The organism is Citrobacter sp. wls615 (assembly GCF_005281355.1).
Lineage (GTDB): Bacteria > Pseudomonadota > Gammaproteobacteria > Enterobacterales > Enterobacteriaceae > Citrobacter > Citrobacter werkmanii.
On record NZ_SZXM01000027.1, the window covers coordinates 172250 to 195094 of the forward strand.

A 22845-nucleotide genomic window follows, 5' to 3' on the forward strand; every position below is an offset into this window, starting at 1 on the left:
CGTTAATGCGTTCGGCTATGATTTTCTTTGCGATAAGCGCCAGGCGGTTGACTAAACGTACGGGTAAAAATACGCGTAAAGGTCTGCTGCGAATCAAATCCGTACTTCAAACAGATGTCGTACACTTTCTGATCGGTATCGCGTAGATCGCGCGCCGCCAGCAACAGCTTACGCTCGCGGATGTAACGCCCCAGACTCTCACCTTTGTACTGCATAAAAAGACGCTGTAGGTGCCATTTTGAATAACCCGCATGGCGGGCAATATCATCAATGCGCAATGGTTGATTCAAATTATCATCAATCCATTCAACAATCGTATCAATTACCTGAGCAGAAATCGTCATCATGCTCTCCCCTGTGTTCATTGATTCGCCTGCTGCCACCAGGCCGTAAACGTTTGGTCCGGTTCGGACAGGATTACCGGTTCACCCAGCATCGGCGTCAGCAGTCGGTAATCTTGTTGGCGGCTGGCAAGCGCCAGTCGTTTGTACGGATCATCCCAGGTATGTTTCGCCAGAACAAAACGACCTGCGTGCCCGGGTAAAACGGCTTTCGCATGCAGATCCGCCGCGGCCTGAGCCGTCTCTTCCGGCATCATGTGAATAAACTTCCAGTCCAGGTCATACTGACCGTTCTCCATAATCGCCAAATCAACCGAGCCAAACTGCTCGCCAATGGCTTTAAAATGCGGGCCATAGCCGGAATCCCCGCTGTAATAAATGTTTTGTTCCGGCGTTTCAAACATAAAGCTGGCCCATAGCGTCTGATTACGCTTAATGCCTCGTCCCGAAAAATGGCGGGCTGGCAGAACATGCACAATCAGTGAGTCCGTCACTCTGACGGACTGATTCCAGTCACGTTCGTCGATTATTTCGCTGCGCATTCCCCAATAACGCAGATGCGACCCCACCCCCAGCGGCGTAATCACCCGCTTAATCTTTGGCATTAACGCCTTGATGGTGGCGAGATCCAGATGGTCATAGTGATCGTGCGAGATGATAAGCAGATCGATCTCCGGCATTGTCTGTGCGGTCCACGGATAATCCCCGGCAAAGGCTTTATTCAGAAATGAAAACGGCGCGGCATAGTTGCTGAACACCGGATCAAGCAGGATGCGTTGACCCGCCATTTGCAAATACCATGAAGAGTGACCCAGCCAGACCAGAGTATCCTGCTGCGGCGGTAACCCGGCGAGATCGCTCGCCACCAACGGTAACGGCTGTGCTGGCCGCGCATTTTCACGCTTAGCGACCAGAAACTCCCACCAGGCCGCCAGCATACCTTTGTTACCGGTATAGCCCGGTGTCGGCAGTTGGTTATGAAACTGTCCATCACGATAGTGTGGCGACTGTTCAACCTGACTCAGTTGTGCCCCTTGCGGCGCCTGGCCAAATCCGGCATTGAGTACAAACGGTAAACTTGTAGCAGCGGCAATAAGCATAATAACAACCACACAAACTGTGAGACGCTTCATATCCTGACCTTAAACGCGCCTCCTTTCCGCTGGTTTGCGCGACTGACTCTTGATTATGAGTGAGTAAGCACTCATTATAGAAATCGAAAGTTCGCCGTCAAGATGATTTTCAATCTTTGACATTCGCCGTTGCGGTGCTGCAAAGGCCGTGATTCAATCATGTTTTTTACAGACTTAAGGGTAAAGTGTAGTGGCTCGTCCGAAGAGTGAAGACAAAAAATTGGCATTACTGGAAGCTGCAACCACAGCATTTGCACAATCAGGTATTGCGGCCTCTACCGCCGTAATCGCGCGCAATGCAGGGGTTGCGGAGGGAACGTTGTTTCGCTATTTCGCGACCAAAGATGATTTGATCAACGAACTTTACCTCTTTTTAAAACACGATCTCTGCCAGTCGATGATGGCAAATCTGGATCGCTCAGTGACCGATGCCAAAACCATGACTCACTACATCTGGAATAGCTACATTAGCTGGGGTCTGAATCATACCTGCGGACATCGCACCATTCGCCAGTTGGCCGTCAGCGAGAAAATCAGTAAAGAAACAGAACAGAAGGCTGACGATATGTTCCCGGAACTGCGCGATCTTTGCCATCGCTCCGTGCGACCTGAATTTATGTCGGACGAGTATCGCGCCTTTGGCGACGGGCTTTTTTTAACACTTGCAGAAACAACCATGGAATTCGCTGCCCGCAATCCTGCCCGCGCAGCTGAATACATTTCGCTGGGGTTTGAAGCCATGTGGCGCGCCCTGACTCGCGAGGAAAAATAATGGACGGAAAGACACTGCATGACTGCGCAAAGCGCCTTGCGCTAGAACTGCCTTTCACCGAGCACTGCTGGCCTTTTGGCCCGGAATACGACGTGTTCAAGGTCGGCGGTAAGATTTTCATGCTGGTGTTTGAACATCACGGACGCCCGCTGGTTAACCTGAAATCCGATCCGCAAAAATCATTGTTAAATCAACAGATCTACCCCAGCATTGAACCCGGTTATCACATGAATAAAAAGCACTGGATCTCAGTCTATCCAGGCGACGACATTACCGAGTCATTGCTGACGGACCTGGTGAATGACTCATGGCACCAGGTAGTGGATGCCCTACCCAAACGAGAGCAAAAGCACCTGCGCCCTGTCTGATTTATCGTTAACGTCGATAAGTGTTTTTGCATTTTTCTGTCTTATCTTTTTTCTGCTAACCCTGTACCCTGCTGGAACAAAACGCACCCGCAGGGTAGGAAAATCACCAGGAGTAGTTATGGATATTGTTTCTGTCGCCTTAAAACGTTACTCCACTAAGGCATTCGATCCGAATAAAAAACTGACCGCTGAGCAGGCCGAAAAATTAAAAACGCTACTGCAGTTTAGTCCGTCCAGCACCAACTCTCAGCCGTGGCACTTTATCGTTGCCAGCACTGACGAAGGTAAAGCGCGCGTGGCGAAATCCGCAGCCGGTGGCTTTGTATTCAACGAGCGTAAAATGCTGGATGCATCCCACGTTGTGGTGTTCTGCGCCAAAACGTCGATGGACGATGCGTGGCTGGAGCGCGTTGTCGATCAAGAAGAGTGCGATGGGCGTTTCGCTACCCCGGAAGCCAAAGCCGCTAACCATAAAGGCCGTACTTTCTTTGCCGACCTGCACCGCAAAGATCTCAAAGATGACAACCACTGGATGGCGAAACAGGTGTACCTGAACGTCGGCAACTTCCTGCTGGGCGTTGCGGCGATGGGGCTGGACGCGGTGCCAATCGAAGGCTTTGATGCTGCAGTAATGGATGCGGAATTTGGTCTGAAAGAAAAAGGCTACACCAGCGTGGTCGTAGTCCCGGTAGGTCATCACAGCGTGGAGGATTTCAACGCTGCGCTGCCGAAATCTCGTCTGCCGCTGGAAACAACGCTGACGGAAGTCTGATTTTTTCCGTCACGCCCGATGAGTATCACTGCCATCGGGCGTATCACTACTGATTCAACCACGCCAGAGCCTGCTCCCCCGCTTCATCCATCGGTAAATAAACCAGCAGCCGCGAACCATTACGCGGGGCGGAATACCAGTACATTTGCTGCAAGCTAAAACGTCCTAGCTGCGGATGGACAAAGTTTTTGACCTGATTTTCCACACCGCGAACGTCATAACGCTGATGCCATAATGCTTCAAATTCAGACGATGCGGCAAAAAAGCGTGCCAGTTTATTTTCCCAAACAGGATCGCTGCGATGTTCCGCCATTGCCGCACGGAAATAAGAAACAAACGTCGGTAATACATCGCAGTTTGCTATACGGCTACGCCAGGTTTCATTGGTGAGATAGAGGTAAATACAGTTGCGGTCTTCGCTCGGGAGCGTGGAAAAATCAACGCCCATCAACCGGCAAAAACTCTCATTCCAGGCCACGATGTCAAAACTGGGTTTCTGAATACTGGCGGGCTGCGGCATCAGACTGTCGAGCATTTTTCGGGTGCCTGGTGTGATCCCTTCACACACCATCACCGGCGTAGATTCCGGTGGCGTCAATCCGGCCAGCACAAACAGGTGGCGGGTTTCCAGCGGACTGCATTGCAGCGCATTCGCCACATTCAGCAAGACCGCTTGCGACGGATTGACCTCTCGCCCCTGCTCCAGCCAGGTGTACCAGGTGACGCCCACGTTAGCCAGCATCGCGACCTCTTCGCGGCGCAGACCGGGCGTTCTTCGCCGCCCAATGCGCGGCAGACCCAGACGCTGCGGATCGAGGCTTTCCCGTCGCGCACGTAAAAACGCGCCAAGCTGCTTGCGGCTATCATCGGGGAGGATAACCGCGGATTCCTGTTGCGCTATTACCGCCATAGACTCTCCAACATAGTAGTACCAATACCAGTATAATCAGGAACTGGTACCCGTTTAATTTTTCAGTGATGCTACGTCCATCTGCAAAATGATGCAATGGAGTTACTATGAGTACATCAACTGTTTCACCCGGCCGCATAGGGTTGCTCCTGTTATTGACAGGCCAAATGCTCCCGCTCATTGATACATCAATTACCAATGTCGCTCTGGATTCCATTACCCAGTCGCTCCAGGCCACTACCACGCAGCTTGAACTGATTGTCGCTTTGTACGGGGTGACTTTCGCCGTTTGTCTGGCGCTGGGCAGCAAACTTGGTGATAACTATGGTCGCCGCCGCCTGTTTATGGCGGGCATCGTACTGTTTGGCATCGCCTCCCTTTTTTGCGGGATGGCGAATTCCATTCACATGTTGCTGAGTGCTCGTGTTCTACAAGGTGCGGGTGCGGCGCTGATCGTGCCACAGATCCTCGCCACCCTGCACGTCACGTTGAAAGGTCCTGCACATGCGCGGGCCATCAGTTTGTATGGGGGAATTGGCGGTATCGCTTTTATTGTCGGCCAAATGGGCGGAGGCTGGCTGGTTTCGGCAGATATTGCAGGACTGGGTTGGCGCAACGCTTTTTTTATTAATGTCCCGATTTGTCTGTTAGTCCTGATGTTCAGCCAACGCTATGTCCCTGAAACCACCCGTGAAACCCAAACCCGCATCGACTGGCTGGGCACCAGTAGTCTGGCTGTGATTCTCTGCTGTTTGCTGTTTCCTATGGCATTAGGCCCAGAAACCGGCTGGCCGTGGGAGACGCAGGCTGCACTGGTCGCTATTCTGCCTTTAGGATGGTGGATGCGCAGCAATGCGTTACGACAAGAACAGAACGGGCAACATCCCCTCTTGCCGCCACGCCTGTTGAAACTCAGCAGCATCCGGTTCGGTGTGCTGATTGCATTACTGTTTTTTAGCGCATGGTCAGGATTTATGTTCTGTATGGCGCTGACGTTACAGGCCGGGCTGGGTATGGCGCCATGGGAATCCGGCAATAGCTTTATTGCGCTTGGCGCAGCTTATTTTATCTCTGCATGTTACGCCCCGAGATTAATTGCCCGCTATAGCACAGGGCGTATTCTGCTCACCGGACTGGTTATTCAGATCGCTGGATTAATAGGGTTAATGATGACCTTCTGGTATTCCGGTATGCATACCTCGGCCTTTACACTCGTTCCGGCTACGGCGTTTATCGGCTATGGTCAGGCGCTGATTGTGAACAGTTTTTATCGCATCGGTATGCGCGATATCGCCACGCACGATGCGGGGGCCGGAACCACCATTCTGAGTACGTTGCAGCAGGCGACATTAGGACTCGGACCCGCCGTCTTGGGGGCGCTGTTCCTGCATCTGCAGCAACATTACCATGGTGATTACACGCGCTCGGTTATCGGTTTCTTAGCCGTCGAGGCCACAATGATGACCGTGTTGTTACTGACTACCCTGTTATTTCGCCGTACGCTGAATATCAACCCGGCGTGCGTCAGCATCGCTGCAAAATCGTAGGTCAGAATAACGTAATTTGCATAAGCTCCCAACAGCGGTCATCATAGGCCGCTGTTTATTAAGGAGACATTATGCAGGAATTGATATCTCAGGTAGAAGAGCTCGGCATTGAAATAAATCACACTACCTCGCTGGTGATGATTTTTGGCATTATTTTTATCACCGCCATTATTGTTCACGTTATTTTGCACTGGGTGGTATTACGCGCATTTGAAAAGCGCGCGAACGCCAGCTCCCGTCTGTGGCTACAAATCATCACGCAGAACAAGTTATTTCACCGGCTGGCATTCACCCTGCAGGGTATCATTGTCAATATTCAGGCCGCGCTGTGGTTACAAAAAGGCAGCGAAGCCGCAGAGATATTAGTGACCTGTGCACAGCTGTGGATCATGATATACGCCCTGCTGTCCCTGTTCTCCCTGCTGGACGTTATTCTCAATCTGTCGCAAAAACTCCCTGCTGCATCTCAGCTACCGTTGAAAGGTATATTCCAGGGAATCAAACTGATTGGCGCAATTATCGTTGGGATTTTGATGATTTCCCTGCTGATTGGTCAGTCTCCGGCAATACTAATAAGCGGCCTGGGCGCCATGGCCGCCGTCTTAATGCTGGTATTTAAGGACCCTATCCTCGGTCTGGTGGCCGGGATCCAGCTTTCAGCGAACGATATGCTCAAACTGGGCGACTGGCTGGAAATGCCGAAATACGGCGCAGACGGCGCGGTTATCGATATTGGTTTAACCACCGTAAAAGTGCGCAACTGGGATAACACCATCACCACTATTCCCACCTGGTCACTGGTATCGGACTCTTTTAAAAACTGGAGTGGGATGTCAGCTTCCGGTGGTCGACGCATTAAACGCAGCATCAGCATTGATGCCACCAGCATTCATTTTCTTGACGAAGACGAACGCCAGCGACTGCATAAAGCACACCTGCTAAAGCCGTATTTAACTACGCGTCATCAGGAAATTGACGAGTGGAATCAGCTATTGGATGCGCCTGAATCGGTATTGAATCACCGCCGGATGACCAATATTGGCACGTTCCGTGCCTATCTGAACGAATATTTACGTCACCATCCGCGGATTCGCAAAGATATGACGTTAATGGTACGCCAGCTTGCGCCGGACGATCACGGTTTGCCGATCGAGATTTATGCTTTTACTAATACGGTAGTCTGGCTGGAATATGAAAGTATTCAGGCTGATATCTTCGACCATATATTTGCCGTGATCGAAGAGTTTGGCTTACGCATTCATCAGTCGCCTACCGGAAATGATATTCGCGCATTGTCAGGGATCTTTCAGCGTTAATCAGCAATGAGAAGCAGTGACCGATCTCATCACCAGGATGAGATCGGTCAGATATTAGCGGGATTTGCGGCGCAGCAGTTTGAAGGCAACAAACAGGAACAGGATCCATATTGGCAGCAGAATAGCGGACAGGCGCATATCATCCATGGTGCACATCAGCACCAGAATCATGCCGAGGAAGGCAATGCACAGATAGTTTCCGGCCGGATACAGCAGCGCCTTGAACTGGGTATCACGTCCTTTGCGGCGCATCGCCGCGCGGAATCGCAAATGCGCCAGACAAATCATAATCCAGTTTAGTAGCAGCGTCGCGACAACCAGCGCCATCAACAGACTGAACGCTTTTTGCGGCAGCACATAGTTGATCAATACCACCAGTGACGTAATCGCGCCGGACAGAATCAATGAGTTCACCGGTACGCCACGACGACTGACGCGAGTTAAAAACTTCGGCGCATTTCCCTGGACCGAGAGGCCAAACAGCATGCGGCTGTTCGAGTAAACCCCGCTGTTATAGACCGACAGCGAAGCCACCAGAATGACAAAGTTCAGCGCAGAAGCCACCACGTTACTGTCAAGATTATGGAAAATCATCACGAACGGGCTGCTATTCGATTTCACTTCCACCCACGGATACAAGGCCAGCAGCACCACCAGAGAACCGATGTAAAACAGCAGAATACGGTACACCACCTGGTTTACCGCTTTCGGAATACTTTTCTGTGGATCCTGCGCTTCCGCGGCGGTGATCCCTATCAATTCCAGCCCGCCAAATGAGAACATAATCACCGCCAGCGAGAGGATCAATCCATTCCAGCCAGTGGCAAAAAAGCCGTTGTAACGCCAGAGATTATCGATGCTCGCATGTTCCCCGCCGTTACCGGAAAACAGCATCCAGATGCCAAAGCCAATCATGCCGATAATGGCCAGCACTTTAATCAGCGCAAACCAGAATTCCGTTTCGCCATATAGACGTACGTTAACCAGATTGACGGCATTGATGATCACAAAGAAAGCGGCAGCCCAAATCCAGGTGGGGACGTCGGGCAGCCAGTACTGCATGTAGATTCCGGCCGCTGTCAGCTCCGCCATGCCAACCAGCACAAACATCACCCAGTAGTTCCAGCCGGACAAAAAGCCAGCAAAAGGTCCCCAGTATTTATAGGCAAAATGGGCAAACGATCCGGAAACGGGTTCTTCCACCACCATTTCGCCCAGTTGACGCATAATCAAAAAAGCGATGATTCCGGCTACGCCGTAACCCAGTAACACCGCAGGCCCCGCCATCTGAATGGCCGGACCAATGCCCAAAAACAGGCCGGTTCCAATTGCGCCGCCCAGCGCAATTAACTGAATATGGCGGTTTTGCAACCCCCGATGAAGCGTCGGCTCATTCGTCGACGCGGCATCAGACACGCTGGTGTCAGATGCAGTTGACGCGTTTTTCACGCCCTTCCCCTGTGTCGTTTTTATTGAAGGGGCTTCTTTTAACATTTCAACCTGGTTGCCGCAAGGCGCAATCGTTTAACATCATGGTTGTCAGCGATGCCTGAGCAGTTGTTATTTTTCATGGGTGGGCTCCTTACCAGAGTTCACGCTTTTCATAATTACAGTGAATTATTCTGGACGAAAAGGTATTGCAGGCCACAGAATGCACCTTACTGTTTTTCTAACATTTTCAAACGGGTGGGCCTGTTGTATTTAAGCCATTCGTTTTTGAGTCAGGCCAGGCAACGACTGTCATGAATAAGATCATCAAACGACTGGAAATCGTCAAAAGCGCTATTGAACTGGAAGATGAGGAGATTATTTTCCAGCAGGTGGCGCATCTGAAAAATGAGCCTTTGTCAGTCGTGCCAGACACCATCGTGCAAGCGATCGAAGCCCGGCGCTTTAGCGATGCTCTGCGTGAAATCACGGCCTGGCTGCAATCTCAGCGGGCGGTCTCTACGTGGCAGGATCCTGCGATTGCGGCGAGTAAACTCGAACTGAAAGCGCTTGAAACACAACTGCGTGACCTGATTGATAAGCGCAACACACGCATTCAAATCCTCGATGATTTCAACGATCTATACCATCTTCGTCTTGGGCCGCTGATGAGCCGCATCCTTGAGTTGCGTAAGCAACTGGCCGTCAGCGCCCAACGTAAACAGGAAGCGGAGCGAAAGCGCCGGGAAAAAGACTATAAATCCTGTCAGCACTATATTTCCCAGGCCGTTGAGCAGTTGGCCAGACTCAATCAGCAATGGATGAACCAGCACTCAGATTCGCGCGAATCTGTCGAAACCCGGCAACGCATTCAGCAACAAACGGAGCTGATCACCGCCCTGCTGGCAGAGATTCGTGAGCTGGAAAACGACTTTTCTCGCCAGGACGACAGCGCGACTCGCCAGGCACAAGAAGAGGCCAGTCATGAATATGATGAATATCAGGAGCAGCAGCAGGACGCACAGCATCGTTTTACTCGCGACCAACGACTTTCTGCCAATGAGCGTAACGAGCTAAAACGCCTGTGGCGGCAGGCCAGTCGTCTTTGCCACCCGGACGTGGTGGCGGATGATCTGAAAGAGAAAGCGCATCAGATGATGGTGCAGCTTAACCAGGCGCGCCAAAATGCCGACCTTGCCGCCGTACGGGCGTTACTGACCCAGTTACAAAGTGGTCTCGAACCGATGATGGCGAGCGACCGATTGAACGATCTGCAGCATTTACGCAGCAAAATACAGCAGCTTAGAGAACAAATTAACGCACTGCTTAAAGAGATTACCGAACTAGAGGCTGAAAACGCCTGGCGCCTTGCTTCCTCCGTGACCGATAAAGAGGCTTACTTCTCAGACCAGCAACGGGCGCTGACGGAAATCCGCAACTCGCTGGAACAACAGGTGCAACAGGTCGAGCAGGAGCTGTTAGCGGGCTGAGCGCTAGCAGCGAAGTAAGCAGGTAAAATGACAACGGCAAGCAATATGCTTAAATAAAGCACAAAAAGACCAACTCAGAATAAAAATCTAAGAATATTTATTTAATTGGATAAATCATCTTAGATTTAACTGCTTTTAGATGTTTTATGTAAATTTTGTGATATTTCCATCTTTCCTGGTTCCCCTCGCCCTTTCTTCCTAATCTTAATTAAGAATTCTCCTACCCACCAACCAGTCCATCATCACAAGCTAGCATTCCTTTGAAATATAATCATTTTTAAATAAATCGCCGCCAATAATACCAGGAATATCCTGCCTTTATGGAAAAGGTTGGCTCATTCTTATGGTGATCCATAAGCGAAATCTATCAATCATCTGCTCAGAGGTGATATAAACGATTTATCTTAAATTTTAACAAAGTGTAATATCTACTTTCAGAATAGTTAATGCTTCAAATAAATACAGAAAATATCTGTTGAATTGGCAATAAATAAGGATACGTTCAAACCAAAGAACGTTATACGAGATTTAATTAACATTCCACGCGTCGCAAGAAACTCTTTTTTCAGCCAGAAAAAAGAGGCGACCGCTTGCATTAAAATTTCAAGGAGATCGTAATGTCTAAGGCTATTTTTTTGGGTGATTCACTTTATCCCTGGCTAGGCATGCGAGAAATTCTACGTGGTTCATCCTTATATATTGATATCACATACCACTCCTCTCAGTCGTTTTCAGCAGTCAAGTTCCTGCCAGATGACACGGATTACATCATTATTAATCCTGACAAATCAGATTTTTTAAAATATGCCAGGATTATCCGCAGCATAGCTATCCGCCCTGCCACAAAAATTATTGTTTTGGCAGATGAAGCCACCTTTTCTCTTTTTCAAACCGTTTGCGGGAAGAACATGCAATTACTCGATCAAGATGCCAGTCTCGATCGGTTACTGCATGCCGTTACATGTATCATACAGAATAAAAAACAAAATAATATCAACGCACTGCGTATCAAAATCACCGCAAACGAATTCAATGTGATGATGATGCTTGCCCGGGGTTGGTCACTGGCACAAATCGCCGGGGCATCACAAAAAAGTGAAAAAACCATCGGGGCGTACAAAAGCAACATTGCCAGAAAGCTCGGTAAAAATAACACCCGGCTCAAGTACACCATTTCCCACTATAGCCAGCCATAACTGACTTATTTAAGGACAATTATCACGGTTATTATTTAAAGCTGTCCTTTCGGCTCACTTTTTAATTCCGCATCGCTCGGAAGGGAACCCTATTTCCCAAAATCACCATACCGGGTAACGCGTCCGCGGGCCAATCATAGCCAACAACTCAACGTATTAACACATACATAACAGGAATGTAGACGAGGGTTATATATGAACAAAGTTTACAGCATTATTTGGAACGCGGCGCTCGGTATCTGGGTGGTCGTTTCTGAATTAACTAAAGGTAAGAAAAAAAGTAGTTCACGTAAAACTGTCGCCGTCCTCGCTGCTGGCGCATTAAGCGGAGCGTCGATGATGGCCTCGGCTGATCCGATTATTGATACCGGCGATCATAATATTTCTACTGACTACCAGCGAGGAATTTCCGCTGGCGTTTATGAGGGAATTCATAACTACGGCTTCTTATATGAAGATAATACCACTGGTCAGGCGCTCAATATCAGCGGCGCGATCCCGGCGATTACCCCAGGCCAAAGCGGCGTTGTTGAGTCCACCACCATCAGAGAGCTGCTGCAAACCGGAAAAATCACGCTTAAGGCTACCCTGGCGTTAGCTGGCAATATCAGCGGTAAAGGCCAGTTGCACCAGAGCGGCAGCGGTATTACGGAACTGCAAGGTGAAAACAGCTACAGCGGCGCAACGTTAATTGCCAACGGCGTACTGCGGGCGGGTAACACCAACACCCTGAGTAGTGCGTCACACCACTACGTGGTCGCTGACACCATGTTGAACACGCAAGGGTATAACCAGACAGTTGCAGGCCTGAGCAACGGCGGTGATGTCTCGCTCATCGGCCAGCAGACTGGTACAACGTTAACCGTCAAAGGGGATTACGTCGGCGAAAAAGGGACCATCAACATGGCGGCCATTCAGAATGGTAGCGGTGCAGGCATTGCCGACCGTCTGATTATCGATGGCGGTAACGCCAGCGGGAGTACGCTGCTGAACGTTGATGGTTCTGGCCTCGGCGCGCCGACCGTCGGTGATGGTATCGAAGTAGTTACGGCGCTCAATGGCGCAACCACCACCGCGCAAACGTCGCGTGACGCCTTCCATCTTGCCGCCGATCGTATGGCAGCAGGCGCGTTTGAGTACCAACTGCATGCGGGCAATGCTCAGGGTCAGGGGGAAAACTGGTATCTGAGAAGCGAATACCGTCCGGAAACCATGCTGTATTCTGGCCTTGCCAGCGTTGTGCGCCAGGGTGACATTAGCCTGCTGGGTAACATGCACCAACGTATGGGCGACGAGGTTAAACTGGGTATTGACGAAGATAATCGCGCCTGGGCGAGAATGCTTGGCTACTCCGGAAAAACAAAACTGGATGATGCGGCCGGGACACAAACCAGCTCCCATACCATGGGTATTCAAGTCGGCGTTGACATGTATGCTAACGAAAACTGGAAAGCCGGGATGTATACCAGCATCCTTGACATCGACAGCAACGTGAAAGGCACGAAGACAGGCAGCGACGGCAAAGGTGGAAACATCGACGACAATGCGTTTTACGTCGGCGGTTACGCCACCTGGTTCTCGGGCGACGGGATGTATGTTGATAACGTCCTGCAGTACGGTAACCATAAATCTCGCCTGGCGGCGACCGGGAACAACGGTTCTTATACCGTCAAAGGCAACACGCTGACGGCGTCAACAGAGATGGGTAAATCGTTCCGTCTGGGTTCAAGCGCCTGGAGTCTGGAACCTCAGGCTCAGTTGATCTACCAATACAGCGATTTTGATAATGGTCGGCTTGATGGTGTGACCCAAACGAAAGTGAAAATGGACACCGCAGATTCCTTTACCGCCCGTCTGGGCGTACGTCTGGTTGCTGACTATGACACTAACCATGGCAAATTCCAGCCGTACGGCAGGGTAAACGTCTGGCAGGGTCTGGGTTCAAAAGACAAAACGCACTTTAGCAATGCGGTCGCCACCACCACGCTGGAATCCTCACAGCAGTACTCCAGCACTGAAGTTGCGGCCGGTCTGTCCTGGTCAATCGACAGAAACGTGCAGGTCTACGGTGAACTGGGTACGCAATTCAGCAACGGTGGCAGTAAGTCGCAAGTTGAAGCCCCGATCAATGCTTCCATTGGCTTTAAGAAATCGTTCTAAGCAGCCATAAACTTACCAGCCCTCTGTTCTGCAGGGGGCTTTTTTTGCTTTGCAGTTTGCAGGGTCGGGAAATATAAAAAGGAGAGATTAACGATTATACTGCGTCAGGAGTAACGGGATTTCTTCTGCTAACACCGGCGGAGAAATGAAAAAGCCCTGAATTTTGTCACAGCCAATCTGCATTAAACGGTCCAGTTGGGACTGGGTTTCCACCCCTTCGGCGAGAACTTCAATACCAAAATTGTGTGCCAGTGAAATAATGCCCTCCACAATCTTTGTCGATCGGGTATCGGGCTCAATGCCAGCAACAAATTCCTTATCAATTTTTAGGGTATCAAAAGGATACTTCAGCAGATAATTAAGATTCGCGTGACCGGTACCAAAATCATCAAGAGCGAGTTTAACCCCGATATCCTTTAGCTCCAGCATATTGTTAACCGCTATTTGGCTGTCGCGCAGTGGTGACGTTTCCGTCACCTCAATTTGGCACCGATAAGGCGGTAGCCCACAGAGGGTGAGATTACGTCTGACGCGTTGGGGTAAGAGAGGGTCACAAAATTCAAGTGCGGAAATATTGATTGATAATACAAGAGGATCGGGCCAGGAAGTCGCCACATCCCAGGGGGTGTGGGTAACCATGTCTTCAATTGAAATGATATTGCCGCTGTCTTCCAATAACGTAATAAAAATATCGGGAGAGATCATCCCCATCTGAGGGCTGTTCCAACGCATTAATGCTTCAAATCCGCTAATTTGCTGAGTGTGCAAATTAAAAATGGGCTGATAAACCATATAAAACTGACTGGTATTCAATGCCTGTTCAAGCGCGGTGAGCACCTCGTTGGAATTAAACATTCCCTCTACCTCTATAAATCATATAATTTAAAACCAGTCAACATCGCTCCCGAATTATATCTACTATGGGATGTTTTACATCAGAAAAGAATCACCAGACTAGGGTAAAAAAGACATACGATGGGTGAATCTGACAATTAATTTATTTAAATCAGAAGTATTGTTCAGTCCCAACTTGGCGACGACTCGCATTTTATGAGCCTGAATGGTTTTATAGTTAAGGTTTACTAACTCAGAAATTTCTTTAGCGGTATAACCACTTACCAGCAAACTCAGGATCTGCTGTTCCCTTTCAGTTAACCTTTTCTGCGAACGATACAGCCGGGGATTCCATTTCCCGACCGACAACGTCGCCAATTGACCGAAATCTCGCAGTGAAGATTTCTCAGTCAACACTATTGCTTTCTCAATATATAATAACTCCACGCATAATTTCGCCACCAAACTGTCAGCTACAATGACTACGACGTTATTATAGAACTTGAATCGATTTTTATTCAGAAACTGTACGACGTCTGAACACGGTTGTTCATTATTAATGATATTAAAAATCATGGTTTGATGCTGACATAATGATGACTGATGCAACATATCCTCAAACTGGAATGTTTGTACGGGTACATGTTTGCTGGTCAGGTAGGCGAACATACCGTTGCCCACAAAATTATCATTGCCACACATCAACATCCTGTTTACCGCTCCTTATAAGCTTCTGATCTTGTTACTCATTAAAAATTTGATAATAATTTTCTCGACTTCAGCCTCTTCACGACGATTTTTAAAATCGAACTCACACGAGATCTGATGACAGGAGTACAACTGATTATCCTCATCAAACTCATTGATCGTGACGACATCGATCACTTTTAAATCCAGCTGTAAACTGCCAAACGTATCAAACTCCAGCGAGGCATTTTTAATCACCGCATCTTTATAAACAAAGCGGGTATTTACATCTTTAACAATTAACGCACAGCCACCCTGAGAGATGTTTTTAATCCTGAAAGAGTAGTTTTCTCCGTTTTTGTAACGACCAAAACAGAAAAAGTCATAACCCTTCAGGAAGGAAAAACGCTGATTTTGTCGCTGCTGGGCAAAGAAAATCATATCCGGGATGAGGTAGGATAATCCTGCCTCCGCACCTGCGGGTGGAGTTTGTTCAAATCTGGCACTAAATTTTACAATCCCGCTTTCGCTGTGCAGGATAAAGTATTGGACCTTTTCAGGCACAATCTCTTCATGGCCGGAGATGACAAACCGTTCGAAATCGACCTTCTCTAGCTGTGTGATAACGCTACTGTTTTCGCATAAGACTTCCAGTTTCGTTTTCTTGTGCAGCTCTTCACGAAGGATAGCGATGATTTCAAACTTGTTGTCCTTTGCTAATCCAAAGCTCATTCTAAAACCCTTATTTCCATATTTAAGATATGTCCCGCTTTTGGTTACCCAAAAACGCGAGATCAGCATCCGCCCTGGTGCTTAATTACCATAGTGGATTCCATGTCAGACAGTTGGTTAAAAATTAAGTTTTTAACTATCTTTAGCCAATTATTGATACGTAAAAACATTTAATCAGGATAATTCTAGCTTAAGCCGCGCTTAAAACTACGCGAACTTATGGATTAACTATAACAAAAATGAATAATAATTTTATTTAAGATGCGGTTTTGAGATAACAAATAGCAAGAATTGCACAGAAAAAAACAAAGAAAAATGAAGGTGTTGGGATGGTTGGGCAATGCGCAGGTTGTCGCGCTTTTGTCGTCAGTGCGTATGATGCTTACATCTTCATATCATTAACTGCCAATACAGCCTGACGCGTGATTGTTATAAAGTGAATAATAACATTTTATATATTAAATAAATTTCCCTTAAGTCAGAAAAAAGCCAGCATCCTGCTGGCCCGGCAAATACCGAATAGAACTAGAGTGGCTTGCTATCTTACAGAGGGTACAACGTTAAAAATTCAATACCGCTGCTTAATTATTGATCGAGATGAGTCTGCGATGATCATCACTGCTCCCGCCAGCATTAGCGTGTCTTTCAATACCAGACGCCCGGCCCCGGACAAGTACGGAAAACCATGATGTAAATCGCCCAACGGCATTACCCATGCCTCTGGTGTGGTAATCAAAAAGGATAAGGTAACAATCGGCGTGGCAAATGCCAGTATGCCGCCAATTAATCCCAACCAACGGCTAACAGGATTTGCCAGCACCAATAAAGCGATAAGAACTTCGACTACGCCCAGACCATTGGAGAATGTATAGGTATTATTCGCCGCCTGCCATTCACGCTCCTGTGGCTTAAACTCACCTTCGTGGGTTAAATGCTGCTTATACTCTTCTGGATGTTCATAAAAAAATGACATTACCGGGCTATTAGCAACAAATGGCGTAATACTGTCAGCTTCGTAAGGTACAAATTTTAATAACCCAATCCAGATAAAAACAATTGCAATGCTCAGGCGAATTAAGGTCAATCCAATTTTATCGCCCTTACTGAGTAAACGCAGATACTTTTCCATGCAGGCTCTCCTCACTTGTATAAAATTGCCGTTGCGTGAGTGCTGCCATCAATGCGCATTGAGGTGATTTTCCAGGACGTTGCATTATTTTCCTGCGCCAGTTTCGCAATAGCATCCTCTATTTCGGAAGGCGCACCAGATATGGCAGACACGCTAACATGGACAACTTCGGTTTGCGCCAATGCGGAAAATGTCACCGGTGCAGTCAGTAACGCGGTCATTAGTAACGTAGTTTTAAACATGTTCATTCCTATTTCCATTAAACAGTGATTTCAGTGGCACTATAATAAAACATGCCAATTTATTTTATTTCATCCAGGACGCCAGAATAACTGTCAATGAGTATCCAGCCGTTAAAAAGACAAAAAAAGCCCCACACGGGTGGGGCAAACATGCAGACTACGCTTTTATTATTTAACGAGAGAAAAGAGATCGTTTAATGATTCACTCATACTCGGATGGGTAAATATTTGATCGCGTAAGGTTGTATAGGGTAATCCTGCATCCATAACCGTCTTGATGATATTAATCATCTCATGTGAATCCACACATAATAGCGAAACACCTAATATCTGTTTCGTTTCACTATCCACCACCGCTTTAAGTACGCCGCGTGTGTCATCCATCACTCGCGCACGCGGAATCGCCGCCACCGGCAGCGTGACTACCTGCACAGAAGCACCGCTGGCGCGAGCCTGTTCTTCGGTCATCCCCACGCGGGAAAGCGGCGGCGTCATAAAGACGGAATACGGTATATTTTGACGATCGCCGGTGTGACGTCTCCCCTCGCCTAACAGGTTGTCACGCACAATACGGAAATCATCCAGTGAAATATAAGTGAACTGCAACCCGCCGGTAACATCGCCCATTGCCCAAATATTATCTGCCGATGTACGCAAATATTTATTCACAATAATGGCACCGCGGTCGTTTACATCCACACCCGCTTTCTGCAACTGCAGGTTTTCGGTCGCCGGTTTGCGGCCCGATGCCACCAGCAGCGCATCCACAGTCTGAGCGCCCTCAGGCATTTTCACCTGTACCGCGCCGTCCCCGGACGAAACCGCCTGTACGTTGGCGTTAAGGATAATCTCAACGCCTTTGTCGCGTAAAATCCTGGCGATAGTTTCGGCAATATCCCGATCTTCACGGGCTAAAAACAGCGGAGCGGCTTCATAAAGGGTAACTTTGCTGCCGAAGTTAGCAAACATTGATGCGAACTCCACACCAATGTAACCGCCACCCAAAATTCCCAGACGTTCAGGCCGTTGCGTCAAATTCAACAGCCCGGTGCTGCCAAACACCCCCGGTGTGGTGGTTAACCCTTCCACGTCTGGAACCGTTGACTGCGCGCCGGTATTAATAAAGATCTTCTCGCCGCTTAGCTCAATCGCGCCTGTTGACTGCACGACTCGCACAGTATGGTTATCGACAAACTCAGCACGACCGTCGATCACATCGACATTTTCCAGGTCGGCCAGATTATGGAAGTTTTTATCGCGCAGGAAACTGACAACGGCAGCCTTGCGCTGCATCGCCGCAGCAAAATCATGTTGAAGTTCAGCGTCATGTACCAGGGTTTTGGTTGGAATACAGCCGATGTTGATGCATGTCCCGCCATACATGGTGTTCGACTGTTCAACAATCGCCACCCGCCAGCCCGTTTTTGCCAGGGTAGCTGCCAGCGTTTTACCCGCTTTGCCAAATCCAATAATAATCGCCTGATACTGATTCATGCTCTCTCCGCCTGGTCACTGTTCATTTGTTGAACTGAAGTATAGGGGTAACCAGACAAGGGAAATGTATCCAGAACGCGCTTATTACTGTTAAATCGTCTAAATCACTTTTAACCTCTTTTCATGAAACACATAAGCATAATAAATTAACACCTTGAAGGTATTACTTTAATTTAAACTTGACGAGATAATTCCGCCAAAACAATAGTGATTAAAACTGCCCAGGAGTCTTCATGGATGCCCTTAGTCGATTACTCATGCTTAACGACCCGCAAGGCTCGATCGATCAAAACTGTTTGTTGAGCAGAAACTGGCAACTGCCGCATGCGGCGGGCGAGCTATCCGTTATCCGCTGGCATACAGTCACTCAGGGAGCAGCCCAACTTGACATGCCTGACGGGACATCTTTCACCCTGCGACCAGGGACTCTCGTTATCCTGCCGCAGAACTCCGCCCATCGACTTTGCCAGTCAGGGGATGAACAAACGCATATCGTTTGCGGTAGCCTGCGACTGCACGCCACCTCACGCTATTTTTTAACCGCGCTGCCGGAAGCACTGATTCTGGCGCCTGAAGAAAAGAGTCCCGTCAGCCATTGGCTCAAGGCCGTGATTGCGCTATTGCAACAGGAATCCATTAGTGGGCTGCCGGGTTCCAGCGCTGTATGCAGCCAACAATGCGCCACGCTGTTCGCCTTAGCCGTTCGTGAGTGGTTAACCAGAGCATCGCCCGCACAAAACGTGTTGAATTTACTGCTGCACCCCAAACTCGGAGCCGTGGTGTTTCTGATGCTCGAATCACCGTCCTTTGCGTGGACCGTCGAAGAGCTGGCGAAACGCGTACACATGTCGCGGGCCAGCTTTGCGCAATTATTCCGTGAAGTCTCAAACGCCACACCGCTGGCGGTGTTAACCACTTTGCGCCTGCAAATCGCCGCTCAGATGTTGTCACGCGGATCTCAACCATTGATTGTGGTAGCTGAATCGGTGGGCTACGCCAGCGAGTCATCGTTTTATAAAGTCTTTCTACGCGAATTCGGCTGTACGCCGGGCGAGTACCGCAAACGCGTGAAAGCGCTGGAAGCATAGAGCTACGCCTGCTTCGGGGTACAAACCGAAGACAGGCGTATGATTGATAAGGTTACTTTTGCTTGCGATGTCTGTGCAGCCACATCAGCTTATAGGCTGCCGGAATAATGAATAGCGACAACAGCGGCGCAGTAATCATCCCGCCAATCATCGGTGCGGCGATGCGGCTCATCACTTCTGACCCGGCTCCTGTCCCCCACAAGATGGGCAACAGCCCGGCGATAATCACCGCCACGGTCATCGCTTTCGGGCGCACGCGCAGTACAGCGCCGTGATATAACGCTTCATCCAGTTTATCTGCCGTAAAGGTTTGCGGATTTTCCAGCGCAGGCTCTGCTTCTATGGCGTGGCGTAGATACATCAGCATCACCACGCCAAACTCCGCGGCCACGCCAGCCAGCGCAATAAACCCGGTTCCGGTCGCAACCGACATATGGAACCCCATCCAGTAGAGGAACCAGATGCCTCCTACCAGCGCAAAGGGAACGCTGGTGATAATCAGCAGCGCTTCGCCAAAGCGACGGAAAGCCAGATAAAGCAGGACGAAGATAATCATCAGCGTCATCGGCACCATCAATTTGAGCTTATGGCTGGCGCGTTCAAGCAGTTCGAACTGACCGGAGAACGCCACGCTGGTCCCCGGCTTTAACTGTACCTTTTCCGCGATCGCTTTTTGCAGATCGTTCACCACCGAAACCATGTCACGATCGCGGGCATCGATGTAAATCCAACTGGTGGGTCGCGCATCTTCGGTTTTTAACATTGACGGCCCAGAAACGACCGTGACATCCGCCACATCAGCCAGGGTGATTTGCTGTTTCATGGGGGTCAGAATGGGCAAATTACGCAGCGCTTGCGGGCTATCGCGATAGCTCTGCGCATAGCGAAGGTTGATAGGATAACGCGCGATCCCTTCTACCGTTTCGCCCACCATCGCGCCTCCCACAGCGGAGGTCACAAACAGCTGTACATCGCCAACGGTCATGCCATAACGGGCCGCTTTCTCACGATTAATATCCACGTTGAGATAGCGTCCCCCTACCAGACGCTCAGCTAACGCAGAGGCGACGCCCGGCACGGTTCTGGCCACCTCTTCAATTTGTTCCGCCGTGGCGTCGATATCAGCCAGAACGTTACCTGACACTTTAATCCCAATAGGGCTTTTTATCCCGGTAGAGAGCATGTCGATGCGGTTACGAATAGGTGGTACCCACAGATTCGCCAGCCCCGGCAAGCGCACGGTTTTGTCCAGCTCGGCGATAATTTTGTCCATCGTCATACCCGGACGCCACTGATCCTGCGGCTTCAGTTGGATCGTCGTTTCAACCATTTCCAGCGGCGCGGAATCTGTTGCGGTTTCCGCCTTGCCGGTTTTACCAAATACGCGCGCCACTTCAGGAACGGTCATGATCAGCTTATCGGTTTTTTGCAGCATGTCCGCCGCCTGCGCCGCCGAAATCCCCGGCAGTGTCGAAGGCATATACAGCAAATCGCCTTCATTAATCTGCGGCAGGAATTCACCACCGACTTTATTCAGCGGGTAGATAACCGTCAGTATTGACAGCACCGCGACCAGGATTGTGGTTTTGGGCCAGTGCAGCACCTTCAGCAATAGTGGATGGTAAATACGGATCAGGAAGCGGTTAAGCGGATTGCTGCTTTCCGCCGGTATTTTCCCGCGGATCCAGAACCCCATCAGGATCGGAATAACCACAATGGCCAGAAACGCCGCGCCCGCCATGGCATAGGTTTTGGTGAACGCCAGCGGACCAAACAGCCGCCCTTCCTGCCCTTCAAGGGTGAAAATAGGAATAAATGACAACGTGATAATCAGCAGGCTGATGAACAATGCCGGACCGACTTCCACCGAGGCGTCGGTAATGACCTTCCAGCGCGTGGCGTTATCCAGCGTTTCACCCGGATGCTGATGCCCCCACTCTTCCAGTCGCTTATGGGCGTTCTCAATCATCACGATTGCCGCATCAACCATCGCCCCGACGGCAATAGCAATTCCCCCGAGCGACATAATATTGGCGTTCAGCCCCTGGAAATGCATCACGATAAACGCGATACACAGCCCCAACGGCAGGGAAATAATCGCCACCAATGCCGAACGCAGATGCCACAGGAACAGCGCGCACACCAGCGCAACGACGATAAACTCCTCCAGTAGCTTGTAGCTCAGGTTATCAATGGCGCGGTCGATAAGCTGACTGCGATCGTATGTTGTAACTACCTCAACGCCTTCCGGCAGGCTGCTTTTCAGCGTATCGAGTTTGGCTTTAACGGCGGAGATCACCTCACGCGCATTTTTACCGGATCGCAGAATAACCACGCCACCCGCGACTTCGCCTTCGCCATTGAGTTCGGCGATCCCACGGCGCATTTCCGGCCCAATCTGGACGCGTGCCACATCGCGCAGATAAACCGGTACACCATCGGCCCCGGTTTTCAGGACGATGTTATTAAAATCATCAAGCGTTTGCAGATAGCCACTGGCACGAACCATATATTCGGCTTCGGCCATCTCCACCGACGAGCCGCCCGCTTCCTGATTTGACGTATCCAGCGCAGATTTCACCTCCGCCAGGCTGATGCCATATTGCGTCAGCTTCATCGGGTCGATAACTACCTGGTACTGTTTAACCACGCCGCCCACCGAGGCCACTTCCGCCACGTTAGGAATCGTTTTTAACTCATATTTTAAGAACCAGTCCTGAAGAGAACGTAATTCCGCGAGGTCATGTTTTCCGCTGCGATCCACCAGCGCATATTCAAAGATCCAGCCGACGCCCGTGGCGTCCGGCCCCATTTCAGCACTAACACCTGCCGGTAATTTTCCCTGCACCTGGTTGAGATATTCCAGTACGCGCGAGCGCGCCCAGTAAGGATCGGTACCATCCTCAAAAATGACGTACACGTAGGAATCGCCAAACTGCGAGAAGCCGCGCACCGTTTTCGCGCCGGGTACCGACAGCATGGTGGTGGTCAGCGGATAAGTGACCTGATTCTCAACGATTTGCGGGGCCTGTCCGGGGTAGCTGGTTTTGACTATCACCTGGACATCAGAGAGATCGGGCAGCGCATCAACCGGCGTGTTAATGATGGTCCAGGTTCCCCAGATGCTGAGAAACAGCGCCCCCATCATCACCAGGAAACGGTTTGCCACTGAACGGCGGATAATCCATTCAATCATTTATCATATC

At 49.7% G+C, this 22845-nt stretch carries 19 protein-coding genes and 2 pseudogenes; 10 read left to right on the forward strand and 11 right to left on the reverse strand.

Annotated elements, in window-relative coordinates:
- Positions 1-2 precede the first annotated feature (2 nt).
- Positions 3-344: a RamA family antibiotic efflux transcriptional regulator gene (locus FDX04_RS10490; protein WP_003021996.1), complete on the reverse strand. Its 342-nt coding sequence runs from the start codon at positions 342-344 to the stop codon at positions 3-5.
- 17 nt (positions 345-361) lie between these two features.
- Positions 362-1474: an MBL fold metallo-hydrolase gene (locus FDX04_RS10495; RefSeq protein WP_137370895.1), complete on the reverse strand. Its 1113-nt coding sequence runs from the start codon at positions 1472-1474 to the stop codon at positions 362-364.
- 190 nt (positions 1475-1664) lie between these two features.
- Here FDX04_RS10495 and FDX04_RS10500 point away from each other — a divergent pair, with 190 nt between their 5' ends.
- The 3 genes from FDX04_RS10500 to nfsB all read left to right on the forward strand — a co-directional run bounded on the left by FDX04_RS10500 (position 1665) and on the right by nfsB (position 3386).
- A complete protein-coding gene (locus tag FDX04_RS10500; RefSeq protein ID WP_061381627.1) occupies positions 1665-2246 on the forward strand; it encodes a TetR/AcrR family transcriptional regulator in 582 nt (193 codons plus the stop codon).
- Positions 2246-2614, forward strand: a complete 369-nt coding sequence (locus FDX04_RS10505; protein ID WP_137370896.1) for an MmcQ/YjbR family DNA-binding protein — start codon at positions 2246-2248, stop codon at positions 2612-2614. Before FDX04_RS10500 ends, FDX04_RS10505 begins: the two co-directional genes overlap by 1 nt.
- A 118-nt stretch (positions 2615-2732) precedes the next feature.
- Complete coding sequence (gene nfsB / locus FDX04_RS10510; RefSeq protein ID WP_137360465.1) at positions 2733-3386, forward strand: oxygen-insensitive NAD(P)H nitroreductase; 654 nt, start codon at positions 2733-2735, stop codon at positions 3384-3386.
- Between the two features lie 46 nt (positions 3387-3432).
- On the opposite strand, the gene FDX04_RS10515 is transcribed toward nfsB, so the two are convergent.
- Complete coding sequence (locus FDX04_RS10515; RefSeq protein ID WP_079225085.1) at positions 3433-4296, reverse strand: helix-turn-helix transcriptional regulator; 864 nt, start codon at positions 4294-4296, stop codon at positions 3433-3435.
- A gap of 107 nt (positions 4297-4403) precedes the next feature.
- Between FDX04_RS10515 and FDX04_RS10520 the strand changes: the two genes are divergently transcribed.
- Together FDX04_RS10520 and FDX04_RS10525 are read left to right on the forward strand one after the other, a co-directional pair.
- Complete coding sequence (locus FDX04_RS10520; protein ID WP_137370897.1) at positions 4404-5843, forward strand: MFS transporter; 1440 nt, start codon at positions 4404-4406, stop codon at positions 5841-5843.
- A 71-nt stretch (positions 5844-5914) separates the two neighbouring features.
- Positions 5915-7159 (forward strand): mechanosensitive ion channel family protein, encoded by a 1245-nt coding sequence (locus FDX04_RS10525; protein WP_137360462.1) that lies wholly within the window; start codon positions 5915-5917, stop codon positions 7157-7159.
- 54 nt (positions 7160-7213) lie between these two features.
- Here FDX04_RS10525 and pheP read toward each other — a convergent pair whose 3' ends face one another.
- The gene (gene pheP / locus FDX04_RS10530) at positions 7214-8608 is read right to left on the reverse strand and encodes a phenylalanine transporter (RefSeq protein ID WP_137370898.1); all 1395 of its coding nucleotides are present in this window, start codon (positions 8606-8608) and stop codon (positions 7214-7216) included.
- 293 nt (positions 8609-8901) lie between these two features.
- On the opposite strand from pheP, the gene FDX04_RS10535 reads away from it, so the two are divergent.
- The 4 genes and pseudogenes from FDX04_RS10535 to FDX04_RS10545 all read left to right on the forward strand — a co-directional run.
- Complete coding sequence (locus FDX04_RS10535) at positions 8902-10077, forward strand: DnaJ family molecular chaperone (protein ID WP_137360460.1); 1176 nt, start codon at positions 8902-8904, stop codon at positions 10075-10077.
- Between the two features lie 617 nt (positions 10078-10694).
- Entirely contained in the window at positions 10695-11273 is a 579-nt protein-coding gene (locus tag FDX04_RS10540; RefSeq protein ID WP_137360459.1) for a LuxR C-terminal-related transcriptional regulator, read from the forward strand.
- 195 nt (positions 11274-11468) lie between these two features.
- Positions 11469-11597, forward strand: a pseudogene (locus tag FDX04_RS24670) (ESPR domain-containing protein); the annotation flags it as partial.
- Positions 11598-11858: 261 nt separating this feature from the next.
- Positions 11859-13433, forward strand: a pseudogene (locus FDX04_RS10545) (autotransporter outer membrane beta-barrel domain-containing protein); the annotation flags it as partial.
- An 87-nt stretch (positions 13434-13520) separates the two neighbouring features.
- Here the strand turns inward: FDX04_RS10545 and FDX04_RS10550 are convergent.
- From FDX04_RS10550 to rclA, 6 genes are all read right to left on the reverse strand, one after another.
- On the reverse strand, positions 13521-14288 hold the full coding sequence (locus FDX04_RS10550; RefSeq protein ID WP_042309909.1) for a bifunctional diguanylate cyclase/phosphodiesterase: 768 nt from the start codon (positions 14286-14288) through the stop codon (positions 13521-13523).
- Between the two features lie 99 nt (positions 14289-14387).
- Positions 14388-14969, reverse strand: a complete 582-nt coding sequence (locus FDX04_RS10555; protein WP_170975154.1) for a LuxR family transcriptional regulator — start codon at positions 14967-14969, stop codon at positions 14388-14390.
- Positions 14970-14990: 21 nt separating this feature from the next.
- Entirely contained in the window at positions 14991-15686 is a 696-nt protein-coding gene (locus FDX04_RS10560) for a flagellar brake protein (protein WP_085047572.1), read from the reverse strand.
- A 568-nt stretch (positions 15687-16254) separates the two neighbouring features.
- Positions 16255-16815, reverse strand: coding sequence for a reactive chlorine resistance membrane protein RclC (rclC, locus tag FDX04_RS10565; protein WP_038638553.1), 561 nt, complete (start codon positions 16813-16815; stop codon positions 16255-16257).
- An 11-nt stretch (positions 16816-16826) separates the two neighbouring features.
- Complete coding sequence (gene rclB / locus FDX04_RS10570; protein WP_038643060.1) at positions 16827-17057, reverse strand: reactive chlorine resistance periplasmic protein RclB; 231 nt, start codon at positions 17055-17057, stop codon at positions 16827-16829.
- Positions 17058-17225: 168 nt separating this feature from the next.
- On the reverse strand, positions 17226-18551 hold the full coding sequence (gene rclA / locus FDX04_RS10575) for a reactive chlorine resistance oxidoreductase RclA (RefSeq protein WP_137370901.1): 1326 nt from the start codon (positions 18549-18551) through the stop codon (positions 17226-17228).
- 233 nt (positions 18552-18784) lie between these two features.
- Between rclA and rclR the strand changes: the two genes are divergently transcribed.
- Positions 18785-19639: a reactive chlorine-specific transcriptional regulator RclR gene (gene rclR, locus FDX04_RS10580; RefSeq protein WP_137360453.1), complete on the forward strand. Its 855-nt coding sequence runs from the start codon at positions 18785-18787 to the stop codon at positions 19637-19639.
- 52 nt (positions 19640-19691) lie between these two features.
- Here rclR and FDX04_RS10585 read toward each other — a convergent pair whose 3' ends face one another.
- Positions 19692-22835: a CusA/CzcA family heavy metal efflux RND transporter gene (locus FDX04_RS10585; RefSeq protein WP_137360452.1), complete on the reverse strand. Its 3144-nt coding sequence runs from the start codon at positions 22833-22835 to the stop codon at positions 19692-19694.
- Between the last annotated feature and the right edge of the window lie 10 nt (positions 22836-22845).

What these genes read in the sequence shown, in the direction of transcription:
- FDX04_RS10495 (WP_137370895.1), bottom strand. Translation starts at nt 1,474, where the DNA reads ATGAAGCGTCTCACAGTTTGTGTGGTTGTTATTATGCTTATTGCCGCT.
- FDX04_RS10540 (WP_137360459.1), top strand. Translation starts at nt 10,695, where the DNA reads ATGTCTAAGGCTATTTTTTTGGGTGATTCACTTTATCCCTGGCTAGGC.
- FDX04_RS10535 (WP_137360460.1), top strand. Translation starts at nt 8,902, where the DNA reads ATGAATAAGATCATCAAACGACTGGAAATCGTCAAAAGCGCTATTGAA.
- rclC (WP_038638553.1), bottom strand. Translation starts at nt 16,815, where the DNA reads ATGGAAAAGTATCTGCGTTTACTCAGTAAGGGCGATAAAATTGGATTG.
- FDX04_RS10490 (WP_003021996.1), bottom strand. Translation starts at nt 344, where the DNA reads ATGACGATTTCTGCTCAGGTAATTGATACGATTGTTGAATGGATTGAT.
- FDX04_RS10505 (WP_137370896.1), top strand. Translation starts at nt 2,246, where the DNA reads ATGGACGGAAAGACACTGCATGACTGCGCAAAGCGCCTTGCGCTAGAA.
- FDX04_RS10550 (WP_042309909.1), bottom strand. Translation starts at nt 14,288, where the DNA reads ATGTTTAATTCCAACGAGGTGCTCACCGCGCTTGAACAGGCATTGAAT.
- FDX04_RS10515 (WP_079225085.1), bottom strand. Translation starts at nt 4,296, where the DNA reads ATGGCGGTAATAGCGCAACAGGAATCCGCGGTTATCCTCCCCGATGAT.
- FDX04_RS10585 (WP_137360452.1), bottom strand. Translation starts at nt 22,835, where the DNA reads ATGATTGAATGGATTATCCGCCGTTCAGTGGCAAACCGTTTCCTGGTG.
- FDX04_RS10520 (WP_137370897.1), top strand. Translation starts at nt 4,404, where the DNA reads ATGAGTACATCAACTGTTTCACCCGGCCGCATAGGGTTGCTCCTGTTA.
- FDX04_RS10555 (WP_170975154.1), bottom strand. Translation starts at nt 14,969, where the DNA reads ATGTGTGGCAATGATAATTTTGTGGGCAACGGTATGTTCGCCTACCTG.
- FDX04_RS10525 (WP_137360462.1), top strand. Translation starts at nt 5,915, where the DNA reads ATGCAGGAATTGATATCTCAGGTAGAAGAGCTCGGCATTGAAATAAAT.
- rclA (WP_137370901.1), bottom strand. Translation starts at nt 18,551, where the DNA reads ATGAATCAGTATCAGGCGATTATTATTGGATTTGGCAAAGCGGGTAAA.
- FDX04_RS10560 (WP_085047572.1), bottom strand. Translation starts at nt 15,686, where the DNA reads ATGAGCTTTGGATTAGCAAAGGACAACAAGTTTGAAATCATCGCTATC.
- rclB (WP_038643060.1), bottom strand. Translation starts at nt 17,057, where the DNA reads ATGTTTAAAACTACGTTACTAATGACCGCGTTACTGACTGCACCGGTG.
- nfsB (WP_137360465.1), top strand. Translation starts at nt 2,733, where the DNA reads ATGGATATTGTTTCTGTCGCCTTAAAACGTTACTCCACTAAGGCATTC.
- rclR (WP_137360453.1), top strand. Translation starts at nt 18,785, where the DNA reads ATGGATGCCCTTAGTCGATTACTCATGCTTAACGACCCGCAAGGCTCG.